A 21,627-nucleotide genomic window follows, 5' to 3' on the forward strand; every position below is an offset into this window, starting at 1 on the left:
AAGTCTCTACCTAAGTGAAAATGGACCAACGAACGCTGATCACCGTAGCGCGCGATTATCTAGTAGCCCGCATGACAACGCATCAGGGGTAACAAAGTATTTATCGCGAAAACGCCCTAAAAACGTCGAAATCTCCTAAAAAGGCGTTTCAAGTGTTGTCAGGTTTGTAACAAAAAAGTAACAGGGCCGTCGTTGACCAAATGCACCTGCATATCCGCGCCGAATCTACCTGATGCCACAGTGCCATGCATCTCTTTCGCTTTGCCTAATAGATAGTCGAATAATTCCTCGCCCAACGCCGGAGGGGCCGCGGTCGAGAAGCTCGGGCGCAACCCGCTTTTGGTGTCGGCAGCCAGGGTGAACTGAGAGACCAGCAGCAACCCACCGCCAACATCGGCGAGAGACAAATTCATCTTGCCCTCGTCGTCGCTGAATACCCGATAGTTAAGCAGCTTATGCAGAAGTTTGTCGGCGCTGGCGCGCGTGTCGTCGGGTTCTACCGCTACCAGCACCAGCAAACCTTGATCGACCGCGCCAACCACCTCGCCCGCCACTTCCACTCGCGCACTGCGCACGCGCTGTAAAAGCCCCTTCATGCTTCTTCGGGCGGCAGATCGAGCAGACGACGCGCCATGTTGCCCGCCGCGCGCACCAGTGCATCAGTAATGCCCGGTTCGGATGCGGCGTGGCCGGCGTCGCGGATCACCTGCAATTCGCTGTTCGGCCAGGCCTGGTGCAATTCCCAGGCGTTGTCGAGCGGGCAGATCACGTCGTAGCGCCCGTGGATGATCACGCCCGGCAGGTGAGCGATCTTGCCCATGTCACGAATCAACTGGTTCGGTTCAAGGAAGGCATTGTTGGTGAAATAGTGGCATTCGATCCGCGCAATCGACAGCGCACGCTGCGGCTCGGAAAAGCGATCGACCACCAGCGGGTTCGGCCGCAGCGTCGCGGTGCGCCCTTCCCAGGTCGACCAGGCCTTGGCAGCATGCATCTGGGCGATCTGGTCGTTACCGGTCAGGCGTTTATGGAAAGCGCCAAGCAGGTCATCGCGCTCGTCCAGCGGGATCGGCGCGATGTAGTCCTGCCAGTAATCGGGGAACAGGCGGCTGGCGCCGGCCTGATAGAACCACTCGATTTCCTGCGGACGGCAAAGAAAGATCCCACGCAGGATCAGACCGTGTACACGCTCCGGATGGGTTTGCGCGTAGGCCAGCGCCAGGGTCGAACCCCACGAACCGCCGAACAGCACCCATTTGTCGATGCCCAAGTGCTTGCGGATGCGCTCAAGGTCGGCGACCAGATCCCAGGTGGTGTTGTTTTCGAGGCTGGCGTGCGGCGTGGAGCGTCCGCAACCTCGCTGATCGAAGGTGACAATGCGGTAAAGGTTCGGATCGAAATAGCGACGGCTCTGCGCGTCGCAACCGGCACCTGGCCCACCATGGATGAACACGACCGGCAAGCCTTCCGGTGAGCCGCTTTCGTCGACGTACAGCGTATGGGTGTCATCGACAGCCAGATCGTGCCGGGCGTGAGGTTTGATCTGCGGAAACAAAGTCTGCATTGCGCGCTCCGTAAGGGGTCGAGGTCATCCCTGGGGGGACGTCTATTATTCTGCCGTTGGGCATCATAAACCCGATTTACGTCAATGAGCATGCCCGCGCGTAATCACAATTTTTCAGCGATGTCCCCTGTGGCGAGGGGATTTATCCCCGTCCGGCGGCGAAGCCGTCGTAAAACCGATATACGCGGTATGTCTGAGAAACTGTGGTGGCCGGTTTTAGGGCCGCTGCGCGACCCAACGGGGATAAATCCCCTCGCCACAGGGCTACCGTCATGCGTAGCGGGATTCGCCCCAGGCGAGGAAGCCCTGCAGCAATTCCTTGAGCACCACCCGCGTCGGCTCGGCCAGATCGGTGCGGTAGCGGAAAGGTTCGAACTCTTCCATATACGTGCACTGGCCCAACTCCAGCTGCACCGCGTGAATATTCTCGGCCGGGTTGCCGTAATGCCGGGTGATGTGGCCGCCCTTGAAGCGCCCGTTCAGCACGTGGCTGTAATCGCTGTGTCGCGCGCAGATCGCCTCCAGTTGCGTGGCCAACCGCGGATCGCAACTGGCGCCGTTGAAGGTGCCGAGGTTGAAGTCGGGCAACTTGCCGTCGAACAGATGCGGAATGTTCGACCGGATCGAGTGCGCATCAAACAGCAGCGCATAGCCGAACTCGGCCTTCAGCCGCGCCAGTTCTTGCTGCAAGGTGCGGTGATACGGCGTCCAGATTTGTTCCAGATACGTCGCGCGCTCTTCTTTCGACGGCTCCAGCCCTTCCTTGAACAACGGGATGCCATCGAACAACGTTGCCGGATACAGGCCGGTGGTCGCCCCGGCGTACAACGGTTTGTCGTCGGACGGCCGGTTCAGGTCGATGACGAAACGCGAGTATTCGGCAGCCAAAGTGCTGGCGCCCAGCTCCTCGGCAAAGTCGTACAGCTGCGGAATATGCCAGTCAGTGTCCGGCAGGCTTTTCGCGTCGCCGATCAGGCCGGCCTCGACCACCGGGGTCAGACGTAAACCGGCATGCGGCATGCTGATCAGCAGCGGCACGCGACCTTGTTTGAAATTCAGAACCTTATCCACAACCGCTCTCCTACAGACTTGATTCAACGCCGTGACGCACGACGCGTTTGTCCAGATCGCCACCGAGCCAGTAAGCCAGATCCGCCGGGCGATCAATCTGCCACACGACGAAATCCGCGACTTTGCCGACTTCCAGCGAGCCATGTGTGTCGGCCATGCCCAGTGCCTGCGCGGCATGGATGGTCGCGCCAGCCAAAGCCTCTTCCGGGGTCATGCGGAAACAGGTGCAGGCCATGTTCAGCATCAAACGCAGCGATAACGCGGGCGAGGTGCCCGGATTAAGATCGCTGGCGATGGCGATTTTCACCTTGTGTTTGCGCAAGGCGTCCATCGGCGGCAACTGGGTTTCGCGCAGGAAGTAGAACGCACCCGGCAGCAGCACCGCGACGGTGTCGGACGCGGCCATGGCGATGGCATCGGCTTCGTCCATGAACTCCAGGTGATCGGCGGACAACGCTTTATAACGTGCGGCGAGGCTGGAGCCGTGCAGCGACGACAGTTGTTCGGCGTGCAACTTCACCGGCAGACCTAATTCTTTAGCGGTGATAAACACGCGCTCGACCTGTTCCGGGGAAAACGCCAGGTATTCACAGAACGCATCCACCGCATCGACCAGGCCTTCGGCGGCTAGCGCAGGAAGCATTTCGGCGCAGATGTGATCGATGTAAGCGTCGGCGCGATCCTTGTATTCGGGCGGCAACGCGTGAGCGGCGAGGCAGGTACTGCGCACGCTGATCGGCAGCTCTTTGGCCAGACGACGGATGACCCGCAGGATCTTCCGTTCGTTGGCCAGATCGAGCCCGTAGCCAGACTTCATCTCTACCGTGGTCACGCCGTCGCGCATCAGGCTTTTCAGGCGTTTGGCGGCGCTGGCGAACAGCTCGTCTTCCGACGCCTCGCGCGTGGCGCGCACGGTGCTGGCGATGCCGCCACCGGCCGCTGCGATTTCCGCGTAGCTGACGCCTTGCAGACGTTTCTCGAACTCGCCGCTGCGATTGCCGCCGAACACCGTGTGGGTGTGGCAGTCGATCAGGCCGGGGGTGACCCACGCGCCTTGCAGGTCATTGACCGCCGGGTATTCGCCGGACGGCAATAGATTGCGCGGGCCGATCCACTCGATGAGCGCACCGGACGTCACGATGGCGGCATCCTCGATGATCGAGTAGACGCCTTGTGCCATGGTTGCGACGTGGCAGTGTTGCCAGAGGGTTTTCATCCCTTAGTCTCCACAGTATTCAAAATCGAATCGCCAGCAGGCTGGCTCCCACAGGGAAACGCATTCCAACTGTGAGAGCCAGCCTGCTGGCGATGAGTCCATCACAGGCTCGGCAGAACCTTCGCCGCAACCAACTCGTTCAAACACCGCGAAGCCAACAACTCACTCGCAGCATTGATGTCCGGCGCAAAGAACCGGTCCTTCTCATAAAACGGCACTTCCTTGCGCAGAATGGCCCGAGCCTGTTCCAGTTTCGCCGAGGTCTTCAGGCCATTACGCAGATCCAGCCCCTGCACCGCCGCCAACCATTCCACGGCGAGAATCCCGCGAGTGTTCTCGGCCATTTCCCACAGACGCTTGCCGGCCGCAGGTGCCATTGAAACGTGGTCTTCCTGGTTTGCCGAAGTCGGCAGGCTGTCCACCGAATGCGGGTGGGACAACGCCTTGTTCTCACTGGCCAGTGCGGCAGCGGTCACCTGAGCGATCATGAAACCGGAGTTCACGCCGCCATTGGCCACGAGAAACGGCGGCAGTTGCGACATGTGCTTGTCCATCATCAGCGAGATGCGGCGTTCGCTCAGCGAGCCGATTTCAGCGATAGCCAGGGCCATGTTGTCAGCGGCCATGGCCACGGGTTCGGCGTGGAAGTTACCGCCGGAAATCACATCGCCTTCAGCGGCAAACACCAGCGGATTATCGGAGACGGCGTTGGCTTCAACCGCCAGCACTTCAGCAGCCTGACGGAACTGGGTCAGACAGGCGCCCATGACTTGTGGCTGGCAGCGCAGGGAGTATGGATCCTGGACCTTGTCGCAATTCTGGTGCGAGTCGGAAACTTCGCTGCGCTCACCCAGCAAATCGCGGTAAGCAGCGGCCGCATCGATCTGGCCTTTCTGCCCGCGAGCCGCGTGGATGCGCGCATCGAACGGCGAGCGCGAACCGAGCACGGCTTCAACCGTCAGAGCGCCCAGTGCGATGGCGCCCGCGAACAAATCTTCGCCTTCAAACAAACCACGCAACGCAAAAGCAGTAGAAACCTGAGTGCCGTTGAGCAGCGCCAGACCTTCCTTAGCCGCCAGCGTCAGCGGCGTCAGGCCGGCGACTTTCAGCGCTTCGGTGGCTTCCATCCACTCGCCCTTGTAACGCGCCTTGCCTTCGCCCAGCAGCACCAGCGACATGTGCGCCAATGGAGCCAGATCGCCGGAAGCACCGACCGAACCTTTCAACGGAATGTGCGGATAAACCTCGGCATTGATCAGCGCAATCAGCGCATCGATCACAACGCGACGGATCCCGGAAAAACCACGGCTGAGGCTGTTGACCTTGAGCACCATCACCAGCCGCACCAGCGCATCGCTGATCGGCGCGCCGACGCCGGCAGCGTGGGACAACACCAGCGAGCGCTGGAGGTTTTCCAGGTCTTCGCTGGCGATGCGGGTCGAGGCCAGCAGGCCGAAACCGGTGTTGATGCCGTAGGCGGTGCGGTTTTCGGCGAGGATCTGCTCGACACAGGCGACGCTGGCTTCGATCTGCTGTGATGCGCTGTCGTCGAGGGTCAGCTTGACCGGGTTCTGATACACGTCACGCAGTTGGGCCAGGCTCAGTTGGCCGGGAATCAGGTTCAGCGCAGTCATTTTGTGCTCCTTTTGAGAGTTTATTGTTAACTCGCCAGACGCTCCGGAGATGTCCGTTGTCCGTCGCGTCTGCCCTTTTGGGGAGCCGCGCCTTGGCACGCTGGCGTAGGTAGATTTTCAGTGCAGATTCGGTAGTACGTTGTGCAGCAAATTCGAGTCTTTCAGAACGCTTGCAGCGGCAGCGATATCCGGCGCCAGCCAGCGATCCTGATCATAAGCCGGGACCTTTTCGCGCAGCAGTCGCCACGCAACATCGGTGCCCGCGCCGAAACGCTGTTCCTTGAGGAATTCAAACGCCTGCGCCGCCAGCAGATATTCGATGGCGAGGATTTGCGTGCAGTTTTCCAGGGCGCGATGCAGCTTGAGTGCGGCGTTGGTGCCCATGCTCAAGTGGTCTTCCTGCAAACCCGAAGTGATGTAGTTGTCGAGCACAGCCGGTTGTGCCAATTGGCGGTTTTCCGCACACAGTGACGCGGCGACGTATTGCACGATCATCATCCCGGAGTTCACCCCCGGATTGGCCACCAGAAATGCCGGCAGACCGCTGACGTGCGGATTCACCAGGCGATCGAGACGACGCTCGGCAATCGAGCCGATTTCAGCCATGGCAATTGCCAGCAAATCTGCCGCCATTGCTACTGATTGACCGTGTGGATTGGCTTGCGACATGACGCGGAACTCGTCCGGTGTGCCCAGCAGCAGCGGGTTGTCGGTGCAGCCGTTGAGCTCGGTTTCGATCTGTTTGATCGCGTGCTCCAGTTGATCGCGCGCGGCGCCGTGCACCTGCGGAATCGAACGGATGCTCAGCGCGTCCTGAGTGCGAATGCCTTTGCTCGATGCGATCACTTCACTGCCGTCGAGCAATGCACGCAGATTGACGCCAACCTGCTGCATCCCCGGATGCGGTTTCAGCGCGATGATTTCGGCATCGAACGCGGCGATCTGCCCGCGCTGCGCTTCGAAACTCATGGCGCCGATTACGTCGGCCCATTGCAGCAGACGGGTGGCGTCGGCGATGGCCAGGCAGCTGAGGCCGGTCATGCACGGCGTGCCGTTGACCAGACACAAACCGTCCTTCGCGCCGAGTTGCACCGGTTGCAGGCCCTCCTCGGCCAGCGCTTGTTGAGCAGAGGTGATTTGCCCGCGATAGCTGACATTACCAACGCCCAGCAGTGCAATGCCGATGTGCGCCATGTGGGTCAGATAACCCACCGAGCCTTGCGACGGCACCTGCGGCGTGATGCCGCGATTGAGCAGCGCCAGCAGCCCTTCGACCACCCGGCGATGGATGCCGGATTTGCCGTGGCTGTAGTTGTGAATCGCGGCGCAGATGATCGCGCGCGTTTGTTCGTCGGCCAAAACCGGGCCGACGCCGCAGGCATGGCTGAGCAGGGTGTTACGCGACAACTGGCTGAGCTGTTCGTCTTTCAGCGAGACGTTGGACAACCCGCCCAGGCCGGTGTTGACGCCATAAGCACGCTCGCCGCTGGCGACGATGCGCTGGACGATGCCTTGCGCGTTTTCGATGCGCGCCCACGTGTCGCTCGACAGCTCGAGTGGCGCGCCGTGACGGGCAACGGCGACTACGTCTTGCCAGCGCAGATGGGCGCCGGTGATCACGATTTTTTCAGCCTGGGACATCTGAAGCCTCATACCAATTTTGTTGACTATAGAAACCCTGTGGCGAGGGGATTTATCCCCGATGGGTGGCGAAGCCGCCCCAAAATCGTCCGAAGAGGTCTGTCTGACAGACCGCATTGGTTGAATTTACGACTGCTACGCAGCCGATCGGGGATAAATCCCCTCGCCACAGGGGCAGTCCAGATTCAGACAACCGCAGCCCGCCGCTGCACGAACCGGTCGACATACTCATCCGCCGGCGAATGCAGGATCTCGCGTGGCGTACCGACCTGAATCAGCTTGCCGTCCTTGAGAATCGCAATGCGATTGCCGATACGCACCGCCTCGTCGAGGTCGTGGGTGATGAAGACGATGGTCTTGTGCAGGGTCTTTTGCAGCTCCAGCAACTGGTCCTGCATCTCGGCGCGGATCAGCGGATCCAGCGCACTGAACGCTTCGTCCATCAGGATGATGTCAGTGTCCGCCGCCAAGGCGCGGGCCAGGCCCACACGCTGACGCATGCCGCCGGAGAGCTGGTGCGGGTATTTGTTTTCGTAGCCCTTGAGGCCCACGGTGTTGATCCAGTGCAACGCCCGCTCGGCGCACAGTTGCTTGCTCTCGCCGCGCACTTTGAGGCCGTAGGCGACGTTGTCGAGCACGGTCTTGTGCGGCAGCAGGCCGAAGCTCTGGAAGACCATGCTGATCTTGTGCCGGCGAAATTCGCGCAGGGCTTGCATGTCGTATTGCAGGATGTCCACGCCGTCCACCAGGATCGCGCCGCTGGTCGGGTCGATCAGGCGATTGAAGTGGCGCACCAGCGTCGACTTGCCGGAACCGGACAGGCCCATGATCACGAATATCTCGCCAGTACCGATGCTCAGCGACAGGTCGTTGACCCCGACCACGCAGCCGGTTTCGCTCAGCACCTGATCCTTGGTCTTGCCCTGGCCAACCATGGCCAGGGCGTCCTTGGCGCGGTTGCCGAAAATCTTGAAGACGTTTTTGACTTCAATCTTGCTCACGGTTGCGTTGCTCATTTGCTCACCTCATGCCGTGGCCGACCGTACGCCTGAGTAATGCGGTCGATGACCACTGCGAGAATCACGATCGCCAGACCGGCCTCAAGCCCGCGTCCGACGTTGAGGGTCTGAATCCCCACCAGCACGTCTTCACCCAAGCCTCTGGCGCCGATCATCGAGGCGATCACCACCATCGACAGGGCCATCATGGTGGTCTGGTTGATCCCGGCCATGATGCTTGGCAGGGCCAGCGGCAGTTGCACGCCGAACAGTTGCTGCCAGCGGTTGGCGCCGAATGCGTTGATCGCTTCCATGACTTCGCCGTCGACCTGGCGAATGCCCAGATCGGTCAGGCGAATCAGCGGCGGTGCGGCGTAGATCACGGTGGCGAAAATCGCCGGAACCTTGCCCAGACCGAACAGCATCAGCACCGGAATCAGGTACACGAAACTCGGCATGGTCTGCATGATGTCGAGCAGCGGCATCAGTACCGAACGCAGGCGATTGCTGCGCGCCGAGAGAATCCCCAGCGGAATGCCGATCAGCACCGATATGATCGTCGCCACCATCATCAGCGCCAGCGTCTGCATGAGTTTGTCCCACAGGCCGACAGCGCCTACGAGAAACAACAGACCGACGATCACCGCCGTGGTCACGACTTTGCTCGTTGCATGCCAGGCGACGACACCGACGATCGCCAGCATCAGCCACCACGGTGCAGCACGCAGCAGGCCTTCGAGATTGACGATGGCCCACAGCAGGGTGTCCGAGATCTGGCGGAACACATCACCGTAGTTGGTGACCAGCGAATCGACCCAACCGTTGACCCAGTCGGCGATGGAAAAGGTAAAGCTTTCGGGAAACATAAGCGGCTCTCAATCAGAAATCTCAATCAAGCGATGACGGCATATCTCCCGGCCAGCCTCACGGTTGACCGGGAGGTAGCGACCTACAGCGCCGCGTCGATTTTCTTGGCGGCGTCTTCACTGACCCACGCGTGCCAGACCTCAGGATGTTCCTTGAGGAAGATTTTCGCCAGTTTTGGCGACTCGATACGTTCCTTCGCCATGCGTCCCAGATTCTGGTTCAGCAAATCGATCGGCAGGTTGACCTTTTCCAGCACCGCCACCAGTTCCGGGGCTTGTTCGTGGAAGGTCTTGGACAGGCCGACCTTGATCGTCACGGTCTTGTCGACGCCCGGTTTTTCTTCCAGTTTGACCAGATCGACCTGGCCCATCAGCGGGGTTGGCGACCAGTAGTAGAAGAGAATCGGCTCGCCACGTTTGTAGCTCGACAGCACCGCCGCATCCAGCGCCGGGCCGGTGCCTGGGCGGAAGTTGGTGTAGCTGTTTTCCAGGCCGTAGCTTTTCAGCATTTCACTGTTGTCCAGCTCGCAGGTCCAGCCGGCCGGGCAGTTGTAGAAACGGCCCTTGGCAGGTTCTTCAGCGTCTTTGAACACGGCGGAATACTTGGCCAGATCGGCAATGTTTTTCAGGTCTGGCGCTTTCGGTTCAAGCTTGCGCTTGGCGTCGCCTTCGATCACATAACGCGGCACGTACCAGCCTTCGATAGCGCCCACGACAGGTGCGCCGACACCGACGACCTTGCCGGCCTTCTCGGCCTTGTTCCAGACTTCGCTGCGGCCGACCCACTCTTCGGCGAACACTTGGATGTCGTTGCTGCTCAGGGCGTTTTCCATGGTGATGGAGTTGCCCGGCAAGCTGTCGGTCTTGCAGTCGTAGCCTTTTTCCAGCACCACTTGCATGACGTCGGTCAGCAGCATGCCGCTTTCCCAGTTCAGGCCGGCGAACTTCACCGGTTTGCCTGACTCGCACCAACCGGCGGCCTGGGTGGCACCGGCACTGGCGAGCAGGCCCATGGAAAGCAGAGTGGTCAGCAGGGTCTTGTTCGATTTCATTGTCGTGACGCTCCTAATCATGAATTGGGCTTACGGCAGTCAAGAGGCATCCAGCCCTGTCCACGTCCAATCAGGCCTGCGCCGCAACGCGGCTGGCCCCGCTTTTTTCAGGTTGTGCATCGCTGTCCTGCTCGGTCGGCAGAATCAGCTGATCAGGTACGGCGCTGTGCCATTTTTTCGCACAGACGTAATACACGGCGGCGGGCACCACCAGACCGATGATCCAGGAGATATCCACATCACCCAGCGCCGCCACCAAGGGACCTGTGTAGAACTTTGTGGAGATAAACGGCAACTGCACCAGTACACCGAACACGTAGACGCTGATACCGAGGATGTTCCAACGGCCATAGCGACCATTCGGATCGGCCAGCGCCGGCACGTCATAGCGCTCACGGGTGATGCAGTAGTAGTCGACCAGGTTGATCGCGCTCCAAGGCGTGAAGAAGGCGAGCAGGAACAGGATGAAAGACTTGAACGCGCCGAGGAACGAATGCTGTCCGAGCAATGCGATCAGGGTTGCCGCACCGACGATGAACAGCACGAATACCAGACGCTGCAAACGCGACACCTTCAGGTGGCCACGGAAACCGCTGATGATGGTCGCGATGCACATGAAGCTGCCGTAGGAGTTCAGCGTGGAGATGGTGACTTTGCCGAAGGCGATGCTGAAGTACAGCAACGCCGCGGTGGCGCCAGTGCCGCCCAGACCGACGATGTAGGCGACCTCATGGCCGGCGAATTGACCGTTGGCCGAAGCTGCTGCGAACACGCCGAGGATCATCGCCACTTGGGCGCCAATCACCGAGCCGGCGCCCGCGGCGAAGAAGGTTTTCACCGAGCAAGTGCTGCTCGGCAGGTAGCGCGAATAGTCAGCCACGTACGGGCCGAAAGCGATCTGCCAGGAAGCGGCGAGCGACACCGCCAGCAAGAAACTGCTCCAGCTGAAGTGGCGGATTTGCATAAGTGCGCCGACGTCGGTCTGATTGATCAGACGCCAGAACAGGAAAACAAAAGCGATCACGCCGATGACGCTGGCGACACGGCCAATCCAGTGGATCACTCGATAACCGAGCACCGTGACCAACACGATGACACTGGCGAAAATCAGGATGCCGACGCTGTCGCTGACACCAAACAACTGGCCCAGCGCCTGACCGGAAAGCACGGTTCCGGTGGCGGTAAAACCCAGGTACATCAAACACACCAGCACGATCGGGATGGCCGCGCCATACACACCAAACTGCACGCGGCTGGAAATCATCTGCGGCAGGCCCAGTTTTGGCCCTTGCGCAGCATGCAGCGCCATGACGCCACCGCCCAGTAGTTGACCGATCAGCAGACCGATCAACGACCAGAACACATCACCGCCCAGCACCACGGCCAGGGCCCCGGTGACAATCGCGGTGATTTGCAGGTTGGCACCCATCCACAGGGTGAATTGGCTGAACAGACGACCGTGTCTTTCCGCTTCCGGGATGTAGTCGATCGAACGCCTTTCGATCAACGGTTTGTTGCCTGCACGATCGGTGTTAACAGCCATGATTCAACCTCTGTGGATTGTTAGATTCCTTGTAGGAGCTGCCGCAGGCTGCGATCTTTTGATCTTGAAAAACCAACCTCAAAAGATCGCAGCCTGCGGCAGCTCCTACAGGGTTTTGCGTTTATTGACCGGTAATCATCGGCAGGTTCAGGCCCTGTTCCTTCGCGCAGTCGATAGCGATCTGGTAACCGGCATCGGCGTGACGCATGACACCGGTAGCCGGGTCGTTATGCAGCACGCGGGCTATTCGCTCGGCCGCTTCGTCGGTACCGTCGCAGACGATCACCATGCCCGAGTGCTGCGAGAAACCCATGCCGACGCCGCCGCCGTGGTGCAGGGAAACCCAGGTCGCGCCGCTCGCGGTGTTGAGCAGAGCGTTGAGCAGTGGCCAGTCGGACACAGCGTCGGAACCGTCCTGCATCGATTCGGTTTCGCGGTTCGGGCTGGCGACCGAGCCGGAATCGAGGTGGTCGCGACCGATCACGATAGGGGCGGACAATTCACCGCTACGGACCATTTCGTTGAAGGCCAGACCGAGCTTGGCGCGCAGACCCAGGCCAACCCAGCAGATACGGGCCGGCAGACCCTGGAAGCTGATGCGCTCGCGGGCCATGTCCAGCCAGTTGTGCAGGTGGGCGTCGTCCGGGATCAGCTCTTTGACCTTGGCGTCGGTTTTGTAGATGTCTTGCGGATCACCCGACAGCGCCGCCCAGCGGAACGGGCCGATGCCACGGCAGAACAGCGGACGGATGTAAGCCGGTACGAAACCCGGGAAGTCGAATGCGTTCTCAACGCCCTCTTCCTGAGCCATCTGACGGATGTTGTTGCCGTAGTCGAAGGTCGGAATGCCTTGCTTCTGGAACGCCAGCATCGCTTTGACGTGCACAGCCATCGACTGCTTGGCGGCTTTGATCACAGCGGCAGGTTCGGTCTTGGCGCGGGCGCGATATTCGTCCCAGGTCCAGCCGGCCGGCAGGTAACCGTTGAGTGGATCGTGGGCGCTGGTCTGGTCGGTGACCATGTCCGGGCGCACGCCGCGCTTGACCAGTTCCGGCAGAATTTCCGCCGCGTTGCCCAGCAGGGCGATGGAGATCGCTTTGCCTTCTTTGGTGTATTTGGCGATGCGCGCCAGCGCGTCGTCGAGGTCAGTGGCTTGCTCGTCGACGTAGCGGCTTTTCAGGCGGAAATCGATACTGACCTGCTGGCATTCAATGTTCAGCGAGCACGCGCCGGCCAAAGTTGCCGCGAGCGGCTGAGCGCCGCCCATGCCGCCCAGACCTGCGGTCAGGACCCACTTGCCGGTGAGATTGTCGTTGTAGTGCTGACGACCTGCCTCTACGAAGGTTTCGTAGGTGCCTTGAACGATGCCTTGGCTACCGATGTAGATCCAGCTGCCGGCAGTCATCTGGCCGTACATGGCCAGGCCTTTGGCGTCGAGTTCGTTGAAGTGCTCCCAGCTCGCCCAGTGCGGCACCAGGTTGGAGTTGGCGATCAGTACGCGCGGGGCGTTACTGTGAGTCTTGAACACGCCGACCGGCTTGCCGGATTGCACCAGCAGGGTCTCGTCGTCATTCAGGTTGGTCAGGCTTTCAACGATCTTGTCGTAGCACTCCCAGTTACGGGCGGCGCGACCGATACCGCCATATACCACCAGTTCCTTCGGGTTCTCGGCGACTTCCGGGTCGAGGTTGTTCATCAGCATGCGCAGCGGCGCTTCGGTCAGCCAGCTCTTGGCGGTCAGCTTGTTACCGCGGGCGGCACGGATTTCGACGTCACGATGCTTTGTAGGTTTCTGGGTATTGTCAGTCACGAAAAAGACTCCTCAGCGATCAATTCAAACCAACCCTGGCAGTGGGCAAGCAGCCTGTGCGCATCAATGCGCGACAAGCGAATCAGTGGACGCTGCGGAGAATCTCTAACGACTCATACGCATACGTCTTTACTTGTACATACAAGCATATGCAATCAAGCGGCCAACTTGGCAGTGGGGTGTTCAAGAAAAATCGCGGACACGGCTGGAGATCGCCTGAATCAAGGGTTCTGGCGATGATGAAATTTTTCGAGGGGATGGTTTGGGGAGGTAGAGAGATGTTACGCAAGTGGGGTTTTGCGCCACGCTGGGGCGTTCGGTAACAAGTTGGTGCGTGGTTGGGAACACCCCAAAAGCAAAAGATCGCAGCCTTCGGCAGCTCCTACAGTGGGATTGATGTACACCCTGTTGGAGCTGCCGAAGGCTGCGATCTTTTGACGTTATTTGAATCAGCGCGCAGTCAGTTCGATCACGCAGCACGAGGCATTCAAGGCGACTTCAACCAGCCCGCTGTTACCGTCCAATTGCAGGCAATCATGACGGCCAAGTTGTGCAGTCTTCTCACCGACCACAACTTCAAGCAACTCACTGACACTGAACACCAACACCGTGCCGGCCGAGCTGAAAAACCGTTGCTCACCCTCCAGCCACTGCAACCGCGCGCTGTAACGCTGCGGCGCGTAGATCAGGTTGAAATCGCGAATCGCCCCACCGAGCAAGGTGCAGGACACTTTACTCTCGCCGCTGAATGCAAACGGGTCGAGCGGTAACAGTGGCCGAGTGTCGTCGCCGTCGACGCACAGGGTCATGCCGTCACCCTGCAACACGGTGATCACCCGCTGGTAGCCGGCAAAGCTCGAGAAACCGCCGGATTCGGCGATGTCGGCAATCGACAGGCGCCAGCCGAAACCGTCGAGGCCAGCGCCAGCGTCACGGGTGATTTCTTCAGTGCTGCCGCCGCCGTTTTTCCACGGCATGCGCGGATAGCCTTCGGCGCGTAAAACCTTAACTTCGCATTTCATTTATGAAACCGTCCTTCCAGACGATGACGGGAACCGGGGTGAATCAGGCGCGCAGCGGTCACCGGCTGACGCCCCGACCACGTGCGGCGGCGGATCAGCAGGCATGGCTCGCCTTTTTCGATCTGCAGCAACTTGCACTCGGACGCTTCAGCGAGGATTGCTTCGACCACATGCTCGCCCTCAGTCAGCGGCGCGACCTGGTTCAGATAGGCGTAAGGCGTTTGCAGGGTGAAGTCCTGCTTGAGGTATTCCGGGGCGACCAGCGCGTTGACGAAACGGTCTTCGATTTGCACCGGAATGTCGTTTTCGTAATGCACGATCAGCGAGTGAAAAACCTTTTGCCCTTCGCGCATATCCAGCGCCAGCGCGCGCTCGGAACCGGCGGCCTCTTCTTCGAGGGTGATGACCTGACAGGTGTGGCGATGACCGCGGGAGGCGATCTCATCGGCGATGTTGTGCACCTCAAACAGCGCGGACTGGCTCTTCGGTTCAGCGACGAAGGTGCCGACGCCTTGCATGCGCACCAGCAGGCCATCGGCGGTCATCTCGCGCAGTGCGCGATTGATGGTCATGCGGCTGAAACCGAGCTGATTGACCAGTTCGCTTTCGGACGGCACGCGGTAGTGCGGCGGCCAGTTTCCGCTGTCGATCTGCTGGGTGATCATCTGTTTGACGCGGGCGTACAAGGGCGCCGGACTGTCGCCCATGTTCGCGGCCAACGGGGAAACTGGAGGCGGAGTCGGCACGGTGGATCCTTGTTCGTCGGTAGAGGTTGCTAGCTTGCCGGAGTTTACCGGGCAGGCAAACGTCTGTATATGTATATACAAATAACACACGATGGGGTGCTGAACCATGTCCGCCTTCTTTACCGAACGCGCGCTGCTGCCTAACGGATGGGCCAATAATGTACGTCTTGAGGTCAGCGCCGATGGCCTGCTGACCCAAATCCAGGCCGATTCCACCGCAGATGGCGCCGAACGGCTGAGCGGTCCGTTGCTGCCAGGAATGCCCAATCTGCACTCCCACGCCTTCCAGCGGGCAATGGCCGGATTGGCCGAAGTGGCCGGCAATCCCAATGACAGTTTCTGGACCTGGCGCGACCTGATGTATCGCCTCGTCGGAAAAATCAGCCCGGATCAACTCGGCGTGATCGCCCGTCAGCTGTACATCGAAATGCTCAAGGCCGGTTACACCTCGGTCGCTGAATTTCACTATGTTCACCATGACAGCAATGGTCAGCCTTATGCCGATCCGGCTGAACTGGCGTTGCGCATCAGTCAGGCTGCCAGCGAAAGCGGCATCGGTTTGACCCTGCTGCCGGTGCTCTACAGCCACGCCGGTTTCGGCGGCCAGACGCCAAACGACGGCCAGCGCCGGTTTATCAACAACACCGAAAACTACCTGAATCTGCAATCGCGTTTGCAGCCCTTGTTGGCGCAGCAAAAGGCGCAATCCCTGGGTCTGTGTTTCCACTCGTTGCGCGCGGTGACCCCGCAGCAGATCAGCGAAGTACTGGCGGCCAGTGACAAGCATTGCCCGGTGCACATCCACATCGCCGAACAGCAGAAGGAAGTCGACGACTGCCTGAGCTGGAGCGGCCGTCGCCCGCTGCAATGGCTGTACGAAAACACAGAAGTCGATCAGCGCTGGTGCCTGGTCCACGCCACTCACGCCAACCCGGAAGAAGTCACGCTGATGGCCAAGAGTCGCGCCATCGCCGGCTTGTGCCTGACCACCGAAGCCAACCTCGGCGACGGGATTTTCCCGGCGGTGGATTTCCTCGCTCAGGGCGGGCGCATGGGTATCGGCTCTGACAGCCATGTGTCGCTTAGCGTGGTAGAGGAATTGCGTTGGCTGGAATACGGCCAGCGTCTGCGTGATCAGCGGCGAAACCGTTTGTATGGCGCGGATCAGCCGATGGTCGGGCGCACGTTATACGACGCGGCGCTGGATGGCGGCGCTCAGGCGTTGGGCCAACCGATTGGTGCGCTGGAAGTCGGCAAACGTGCGGACTGGATTGTGCTCGATGGCAACGACCCGTATCTGGCGACGGCGAGTGGGGACGGGATTTTGAATCGCTGGTTGTTTGCTGGCGGCGATCGTCAGGTGCGCGATGTGCTGGTCAATGGCCAGTGGGTGGTGCGTGATGGACGCCATGCGGCAGAAGAACAAAGCGCTCGCGCGTTTACCCAAGTCCTGCGCGAACTATTAGGTTAAGAAAAGCAAAAGATCGCAGCCTTCGGCAGCTCCTACAGGGAACACATCATTCCCCTGTAGGAGCTGCCGAAGGCTGCGATCTTTTCGCTATTAATTCGAGGTCTTGGCCATCTGCCGATCCGACGCTCGCCAGATCAACCGCGTGGTGTCGTAACCTTGCTGGCGGGCCTTGCTCAACAATTCTTCGCGCACCACACCGTTGACGGTCGGCGTGCGCGACAGCAGCCACAGGTACTTGCGACTCGGGTCGCCAACGATGGCGGTCTTGTAGTCGTCGCTGACGTACAGCACCCAATATTCGCCCTTCGCCACACCCGGAACCAGTCGCGAGAACCAGTTATCGAATTCGACCCACAACTTGTCGGTCTTGCCCGGCACCTGTGGATAAGCCGTGCCCTTGGCTTCTTCCCACTGCCAGTCCGGGGTCAGGCAGCGATTGAGCACCGCAACGTTACCGTCAGGCTTGAGGGTGTAACGGGCTTCGGATTGCGCGCAATGGCGCTGGAAGTACATCGGCAAACGCGCCAGCTCGTACCAGGTCCCCTGATAACGTTTGAGGTTGACGCTGTCGACGGTTTTCGGCGCCAACGGATCCACGCCGGAAGTGGCGCAGCCGGCCAGTACCAGGCCGGCAAAAAGGACAAACAATAACCGCTTCATTTTTCTTCTCCGTGGGCGCGAAGCCCCGGTTTACTTCAGGCCTTGGCCGGAAAACATCAGCACTTTGTCACCAGCGTACTGCACGCTGATAAAGCTGTTCTTGTCGCCCCAGGTGCAACTGGACATGCCGAGCGCGCCGGAGCAGTCAGTCGGTTTGCCGAGCAGGGTCTCCACTTCGGTCTTGGCCATGCCGGCCGAGAGCTTCGAGTAATTTTCCTGATTGACCTTGCTGCATGCGGCCAACAGCACGCAAAACGACAGCAGGGCGAGAGATCGCAGCGACATGGTGTAACTCCTGGAACGAAGGGGGGATGGCATGGTGCCAACCAGAAGGTTAGAAGAGAAAACCCTTGTCTGGTTCCCTGCCGGACTGGCTATTTATTGCTCCGCTCGTCTGGCTTTTCCCGATAAATCAGAGACTTTGTAACGCTTCTGAGCACTTCGTCGCATTTCGCAAAAGAAGCCTAATCTTTGACGCGCAGCGGTCGACATAAAAGCAGCGCAAAGCCCTAGAGTGCGGCAAATTGCCACCCTTTCTTGACCAGCCCCTTCGCGGTAGCTCATTCGATGACCAGAAACATGAAATTCAGCCACAAGATCTTGTTGGCTGCCGCCCTCGTGGTGGCCGTTGCGTTCGCCTGTTTCATCTTTTTCAACGACTATCGTCAACGCGAAGCGCTGAGCAGCAGCACCGAGTCGACCATGCAGGAACTCGGCAGCCTGACCACCAGCAACATCCAGACCTGGCTGGAAAGCCGCATTCAATTGCTGCAATCGCTGTCCCAGCAGGTCGCGATCGACGGCAACGCCCCCGCCAGCCTGAAACGCATCATCGACCTGCCCGCCTACACCGGCAATTTCCAGCTCAGCTACTTCGGCGGTACTGACGGCGTGATGTTCTCGGTGCCCGCCGGCAACCGCGCGCCGGATTACGATCCGCGCGCCCGTGGCTGGTACAAAGCGGCCAACAGCGCGCAGCAGACCATCGTCACCGAACCGTACATTGCCGCCTCGTCGGGAAAACTGGTAATCACCGTTGCCACACCGGTGCAGCGCCAAGGCCAGATGCTCGGCGTGGCCGGTGCCGACATCGACCTGACCAGCGTCAGCGCGATCATCAACTCGCTGAACTTCGGCGGCCACGGCCACGCGTTCATCGTCAGTGCCGATGGCAAAATCCTGATCCATCCGGACAGCAAACTGGTGCTCAAGACCCTCGCCGAGGCTTACCCCAACGGCGCACCGAAAGTCAGCCCGGGGCTGAAAGAAGTCGAATTCGCCGGCAAGACCCAATTTATCTCCTTCACCCGCGTCAACGGTGTGCCGTCGGCCGACTGGTACGTCGCGCTGGTACTGGACAAAGACACCGCATTCTCGATGCTCAGCGAATTCCGCACCTCGGCGCTGATCGCCATGGTCATTGCCGTGGTGATCATCATCTTCCTGCTCGGCATGCTGATCCGCGTGCTGATGCAGCCGCTGCTGACCATGGGCCGCGCCATGCACGACATCGCCGAAGGTGAAGGCGACCTGACCAAACGTCTGGTCATCCACGGCAACGACGAATTCGGCGCACTGGGCACCTCGTTCAACCGTTTCGTGGAGCGTATCCACACCTCGATCCGCGAAGTGTCTTCAGCCACCGGGCAAGTCAACGAAGTCGCCCTGCGCGTGGTCGCGGCCTCGAATTCGTCGATGTACAACTCCGATCAACAAGCCACTCGCACCAACAGCGTGGCCGCCGCGATCAACCAGCTCGGCGCTGCGGCGCAGGAAATCGCCCAAAACGCCGCCCTCGCCTCGCAGCATTCCAGCGAAGCGCGCAGCCTGGCGGTCGACGGTCAGCAGGTTGTGGATAAAACCATCCACGCGATGCAACAGCTCTCGGCGAAGATCAGCGATTCGTGCGGCAACATCGAAACCCTGAACAGCAACACCGTGAACATCGGCCAGATTCTGGAAGTGATCACCAGCATCTCCCAGCAAACCAACCTGCTGGCACTGAACGCCGCGATCGAAGCCGCGCGTGCCGGCGAAGCCGGTCGTGGTTTCGCCGTGGTCGCTGACGAAGTGCGCAACCTCGCGCACCGCACCCAGGATTCCGCGCAACAAGTGCAGAAGATGATCGAAGAGCTGCAAGTCGGCGCGCGTCAGGCGGTCAGCATCATGACCGAGAGTCAGCGCGAGAGCGAAAGCAGCGTCGGTATCGCCAATCAGGCCGGCGAACGCCTGGGCAGCGTGACCCAACGCATCGGCGAGATCGACGGCATGAACCAGTCGGTAGCCACCGCGACTGAAGAGCAGACTGCTGTGGTTGAGTCGATCAACGTTGATATCAACGAGATCAACACGCTGAATCAGGAAGGTGTGGAGAACTTGCAGGCGACGTTACGGGCTTGTTCAGATCTGGAGCAGCAGGCGGCGCGGTTGAAGCAGTTGGTGGGCAGCTTCAGGATCTAAAATGCTGCAACTGACCCTTTCGCGGGCAAGCCCGCTCCCACAGGGATCTTCGGTGTTCACACAATGTGTACTCCACCCCAAAACACTGTGGGAGCGGGCTTGCCCGCGAAAGCGGCATCAGCCGTTCTGAAAATTTAGAATCTGGATCCCGGCTCGGAAAGAAACTCCAACTCCTCAGCCGTAGACTCCCGCCCCAACACCGCATTGCGATGCGGAAACCTTCCAAACCGCGCGATCACTTTCTGATGCCGCTCGGCATAGTCCAGATTGTCGGCAAACACTGCCCGCTCTGCTTCCGGCTGTTCAGCCACCAATTCGATAAATCTGGAAACCGCCTCATTCTGCACCGCGAGGTTTTCGCAGTGTTCGAACACCAGATAAATGAACACTCTCTGAATGGGTTTTAACTGCCGATCGAAATCCGCAGCAATGCCTTGCGCAACGAGCTTCTGCGCACGCAGATCACCGGAGAAAGCTTTGGGAGAGTCGCGAAAGATCATTCGCGGCAGTTGATCGAGCAGCAGCACCACCGCCAGCCAACCTTCGGGACATTGCGTCCACTCGGTCAATTCGCCAGCCAGGGCCTGATCGACAAAGACCCCGAAACGCGTCTGCGCTTCGAGGTCTTGGCTGTCACGCTTGCCGAACCACAACTTGCCCTTGTCAGCCGATATCTCATCCGGTGATTCGGCATTTCCGAACCACCAATCGAGCAACGGCTGCCAGGGCGCGTTCATGGTTTATTCCTTGTGGTAGGCCGTAGCGCGGGCGACTTCTTCTTTCGAGCCCAGGAACACCGCAACACGCTGGTGCAGGCCGTCCGGCTGAATGTCGAGGATGCGCTGGTGACCGTCGGTGGACGCGCCGCCCGCTTGTTCCACGAGGAACGACATCGGATTGGCTTCGTACATCAGACGCAGTTTGCCAGGCTTGGATGGCTCGCGGCTGTCGCGCGGGTACATGAACAGACCGCCACGGGTCAGGATGCGGTGCACGTCGGCAACCATCGCCGCGACCCAACGCATGTTGTAATTCTTTTTCAGCGGACCTTCTTCACCGGCCAGCAACTCGCCAACATAACGTTGTACCGGGGCTTCCCAGTGACGCTGGTTGGACATGTTGATGGCGAATTCCTGGGTCGATTCAGGAATGGTGATGTCTTCGTGGGTCAGCACGAAGCTGCCCATTTCGCGGTCCAGGGTGAAGCCTTTGACGCCGTCGCCCAAGGTCAGCACCAGCATGGTCTGCGGGCCGTAGATCGCGTAGCCGGCGGCAACTTGCTGAGTGCCCGGCTGCAGGAACGCTTTTTCGTTCAGCGGCTCGTTCTGGGTCAGGTATTCGTTCGGGCAACGCAGCACCGAGAAGATCGTGCCGACCGGGGCGTTGATGTCGATGTTCGACGAACCGTCCAACGGGTCGAATACCAGCAGGTACGCGCCTTTCGGGTATTTGCCCGGGATCTGGTAGGCATTGTCCATTTCTTCGGACGCCATGCCGGCCAGGTGACCGCCCCATTCGTTGGCTTCGAGCAGGATCTCGTTGGAGATCACGTCGAGTTTCTTCTGCACTTCGCCTTGCACGTTTTCAGTGCCCATGCTGCCCAGAACACCACCCAGGGCGCCTTTGGACACGGCGTGGCTGATTTCTTTACAGGCGCGCGCCACCACTTCGATCAGAAAACGCAGATCGGCAGGAGTGTTGTTGCTACGGGTCTGCTCAATCAAATAGCGACTCAGGGTAACGCGGGACATGGACGGCTCCGGTGGAATGGGGGGCTAAAAACCCGCGCAGTTTACAGGGAGTCTGAAAACGTAGCGAGCGAAGACGCCCGGTAACGTGCGTCGGGGCGCAATTGCTTGTATCAGACGTGAAT

Annotated in this window: 19 protein-coding genes and 1 pseudogene; 3 read left to right on the forward strand and 17 right to left on the reverse strand. The window is 59.9% G+C overall.

Annotated elements, in window-relative coordinates; genetic code table 11:
• Nucleotides 1–158 precede the first annotated feature (158 nt).
• From dtd to hutC, 13 genes are all read right to left on the reverse strand, one after another.
• Nucleotides 159–596 (reverse strand): D-aminoacyl-tRNA deacylase, encoded by a 438-nt coding sequence (gene dtd / locus ICA15_RS19055; RefSeq protein WP_210554334.1) that lies wholly within the window; start codon nt 594–596, stop codon nt 159–161.
• Nucleotides 593–1,564, reverse strand: coding sequence for a prolyl aminopeptidase (gene pip / locus ICA15_RS19060; protein ID WP_150603995.1), 972 nt, complete (start codon nt 1,562–1,564; stop codon nt 593–595). The genes dtd and pip overlap by 4 nt, the downstream gene beginning before the upstream one ends.
• A 270-nt stretch (nt 1,565–1,834) precedes the next feature.
• Entirely contained in the window at nt 1,835–2,635 is an 801-nt protein-coding gene (hutG, locus tag ICA15_RS19065; protein WP_210554335.1) for an N-formylglutamate deformylase, read from the reverse strand.
• A 10-nt stretch (nt 2,636–2,645) separates the two neighbouring features.
• Nucleotides 2,646–3,851: an imidazolonepropionase gene (gene hutI / locus ICA15_RS19070; protein ID WP_210554336.1), complete on the reverse strand. Its 1,206-nt coding sequence runs from the start codon at nt 3,849–3,851 to the stop codon at nt 2,646–2,648.
• Nucleotides 3,852–3,952: 101 nt separating this feature from the next.
• Nucleotides 3,953–5,485 carry a histidine ammonia-lyase gene (gene hutH, locus ICA15_RS19075; RefSeq protein ID WP_150617473.1) on the reverse strand — a complete coding sequence of 511 codons (1,533 nt, stop codon included), beginning with the start codon at nt 5,483–5,485 and terminating at the stop codon, nt 3,953–3,955.
• A 117-nt stretch (nt 5,486–5,602) separates the two neighbouring features.
• Entirely contained in the window at nt 5,603–7,126 is a 1,524-nt protein-coding gene (gene hutH / locus ICA15_RS19080; RefSeq protein WP_210554337.1) for a histidine ammonia-lyase, read from the reverse strand.
• A 185-nt stretch (nt 7,127–7,311) separates the two neighbouring features.
• Nucleotides 7,312–8,142: a glycine betaine/L-proline ABC transporter ATP-binding protein gene (locus tag ICA15_RS19085; protein ID WP_150604000.1), complete on the reverse strand. Its 831-nt coding sequence runs from the start codon at nt 8,140–8,142 to the stop codon at nt 7,312–7,314.
• On the reverse strand, nt 8,139–8,990 hold the full coding sequence (locus tag ICA15_RS19090; RefSeq protein WP_210554338.1) for an ABC transporter permease: 852 nt from the start codon (nt 8,988–8,990) through the stop codon (nt 8,139–8,141). Before ICA15_RS19090 ends, ICA15_RS19085 begins: the two co-directional genes overlap by 4 nt.
• An 83-nt stretch (nt 8,991–9,073) precedes the next feature.
• Nucleotides 9,074–10,042, reverse strand: a complete 969-nt coding sequence (locus ICA15_RS19095) for an ABC transporter substrate-binding protein (RefSeq protein ID WP_150604001.1) — start codon at nt 10,040–10,042, stop codon at nt 9,074–9,076.
• A 70-nt stretch (nt 10,043–10,112) separates the two neighbouring features.
• On the reverse strand, nt 10,113–11,585 hold the full coding sequence (locus tag ICA15_RS19100) for a purine-cytosine permease family protein (RefSeq protein ID WP_210554339.1): 1,473 nt from the start codon (nt 11,583–11,585) through the stop codon (nt 10,113–10,115).
• 121 nt (nt 11,586–11,706) lie between these two features.
• A complete protein-coding gene (hutU, locus tag ICA15_RS19105) occupies nt 11,707–13,395 on the reverse strand; it encodes a urocanate hydratase (protein WP_150604003.1) in 1,689 nt (562 codons plus the stop codon).
• A 449-nt stretch (nt 13,396–13,844) separates the two neighbouring features.
• A complete protein-coding gene (locus tag ICA15_RS19110) occupies nt 13,845–14,417 on the reverse strand; it encodes a HutD family protein (RefSeq protein ID WP_210554340.1) in 573 nt (190 codons plus the stop codon).
• A complete protein-coding gene (gene hutC, locus ICA15_RS19115) occupies nt 14,414–15,124 on the reverse strand; it encodes a histidine utilization repressor (RefSeq protein WP_181818442.1) in 711 nt (236 codons plus the stop codon). Before hutC ends, ICA15_RS19110 begins: the two co-directional genes overlap by 4 nt.
• Before the next feature lie 145 nt (nt 15,125–15,269).
• Here hutC and ICA15_RS19120 point away from each other — a divergent pair, with 145 nt between their 5' ends.
• Nucleotides 15,270–16,634, forward strand: coding sequence for a formimidoylglutamate deiminase (locus tag ICA15_RS19120; protein WP_210554341.1), 1,365 nt, complete (start codon nt 15,270–15,272; stop codon nt 16,632–16,634).
• Nucleotides 16,635–16,724: 90 nt separating this feature from the next.
• On the opposite strand, the gene ICA15_RS19125 is transcribed toward ICA15_RS19120, so the two are convergent.
• Both ICA15_RS19125 and ICA15_RS19130 read right to left on the reverse strand, forming a co-directional pair.
• Nucleotides 16,725–17,294 carry a lipocalin family protein gene (locus ICA15_RS19125; protein ID WP_150604006.1) on the reverse strand — a complete coding sequence of 190 codons (570 nt, stop codon included), beginning with the start codon at nt 17,292–17,294 and terminating at the stop codon, nt 16,725–16,727.
• A 30-nt stretch (nt 17,295–17,324) separates the two neighbouring features.
• The gene (locus ICA15_RS19130; RefSeq protein ID WP_150604007.1) at nt 17,325–17,579 is read right to left on the reverse strand and encodes an outer membrane protein assembly factor BamE; all 255 of its coding nucleotides are present in this window, start codon (nt 17,577–17,579) and stop codon (nt 17,325–17,327) included.
• A gap of 294 nt (nt 17,580–17,873) precedes the next feature.
• Here ICA15_RS19130 and ICA15_RS28700 point away from each other — a divergent pair.
• Together ICA15_RS28700 and ICA15_RS28705 are read left to right on the forward strand one after the other, a co-directional pair.
• Nucleotides 17,874–18,896, forward strand: a pseudogene (locus ICA15_RS28700) (sensor histidine kinase); the annotation flags it as partial.
• A gap of 93 nt (nt 18,897–18,989) precedes the next feature.
• A complete protein-coding gene (locus ICA15_RS28705; RefSeq protein WP_411959663.1) occupies nt 18,990–19,754 on the forward strand; it encodes a methyl-accepting chemotaxis protein in 765 nt (254 codons plus the stop codon).
• A 134-nt stretch (nt 19,755–19,888) separates the two neighbouring features.
• Here ICA15_RS28705 and ICA15_RS19140 read toward each other — a convergent pair whose 3' ends face one another.
• Together ICA15_RS19140 and ICA15_RS19145 are read right to left on the reverse strand one after the other, a co-directional pair.
• Entirely contained in the window at nt 19,889–20,491 is a 603-nt protein-coding gene (locus tag ICA15_RS19140; RefSeq protein ID WP_210554343.1) for a DUF924 family protein, read from the reverse strand.
• A 3-nt stretch (nt 20,492–20,494) separates the two neighbouring features.
• The gene (locus ICA15_RS19145; RefSeq protein WP_150617465.1) at nt 20,495–21,505 is read right to left on the reverse strand and encodes a class 1 fructose-bisphosphatase; all 1,011 of its coding nucleotides are present in this window, start codon (nt 21,503–21,505) and stop codon (nt 20,495–20,497) included.
• Nucleotides 21,506–21,627: the final 122 nt, after the last annotated feature.

Origin of the sequence: Pseudomonas sp. P116, from assembly GCF_020149425.1 — a bacterium.
GTDB classification, from domain to species: Bacteria; Pseudomonadota; Gammaproteobacteria; order Pseudomonadales; family Pseudomonadaceae; genus Aquipseudomonas; species Aquipseudomonas anatoliensis.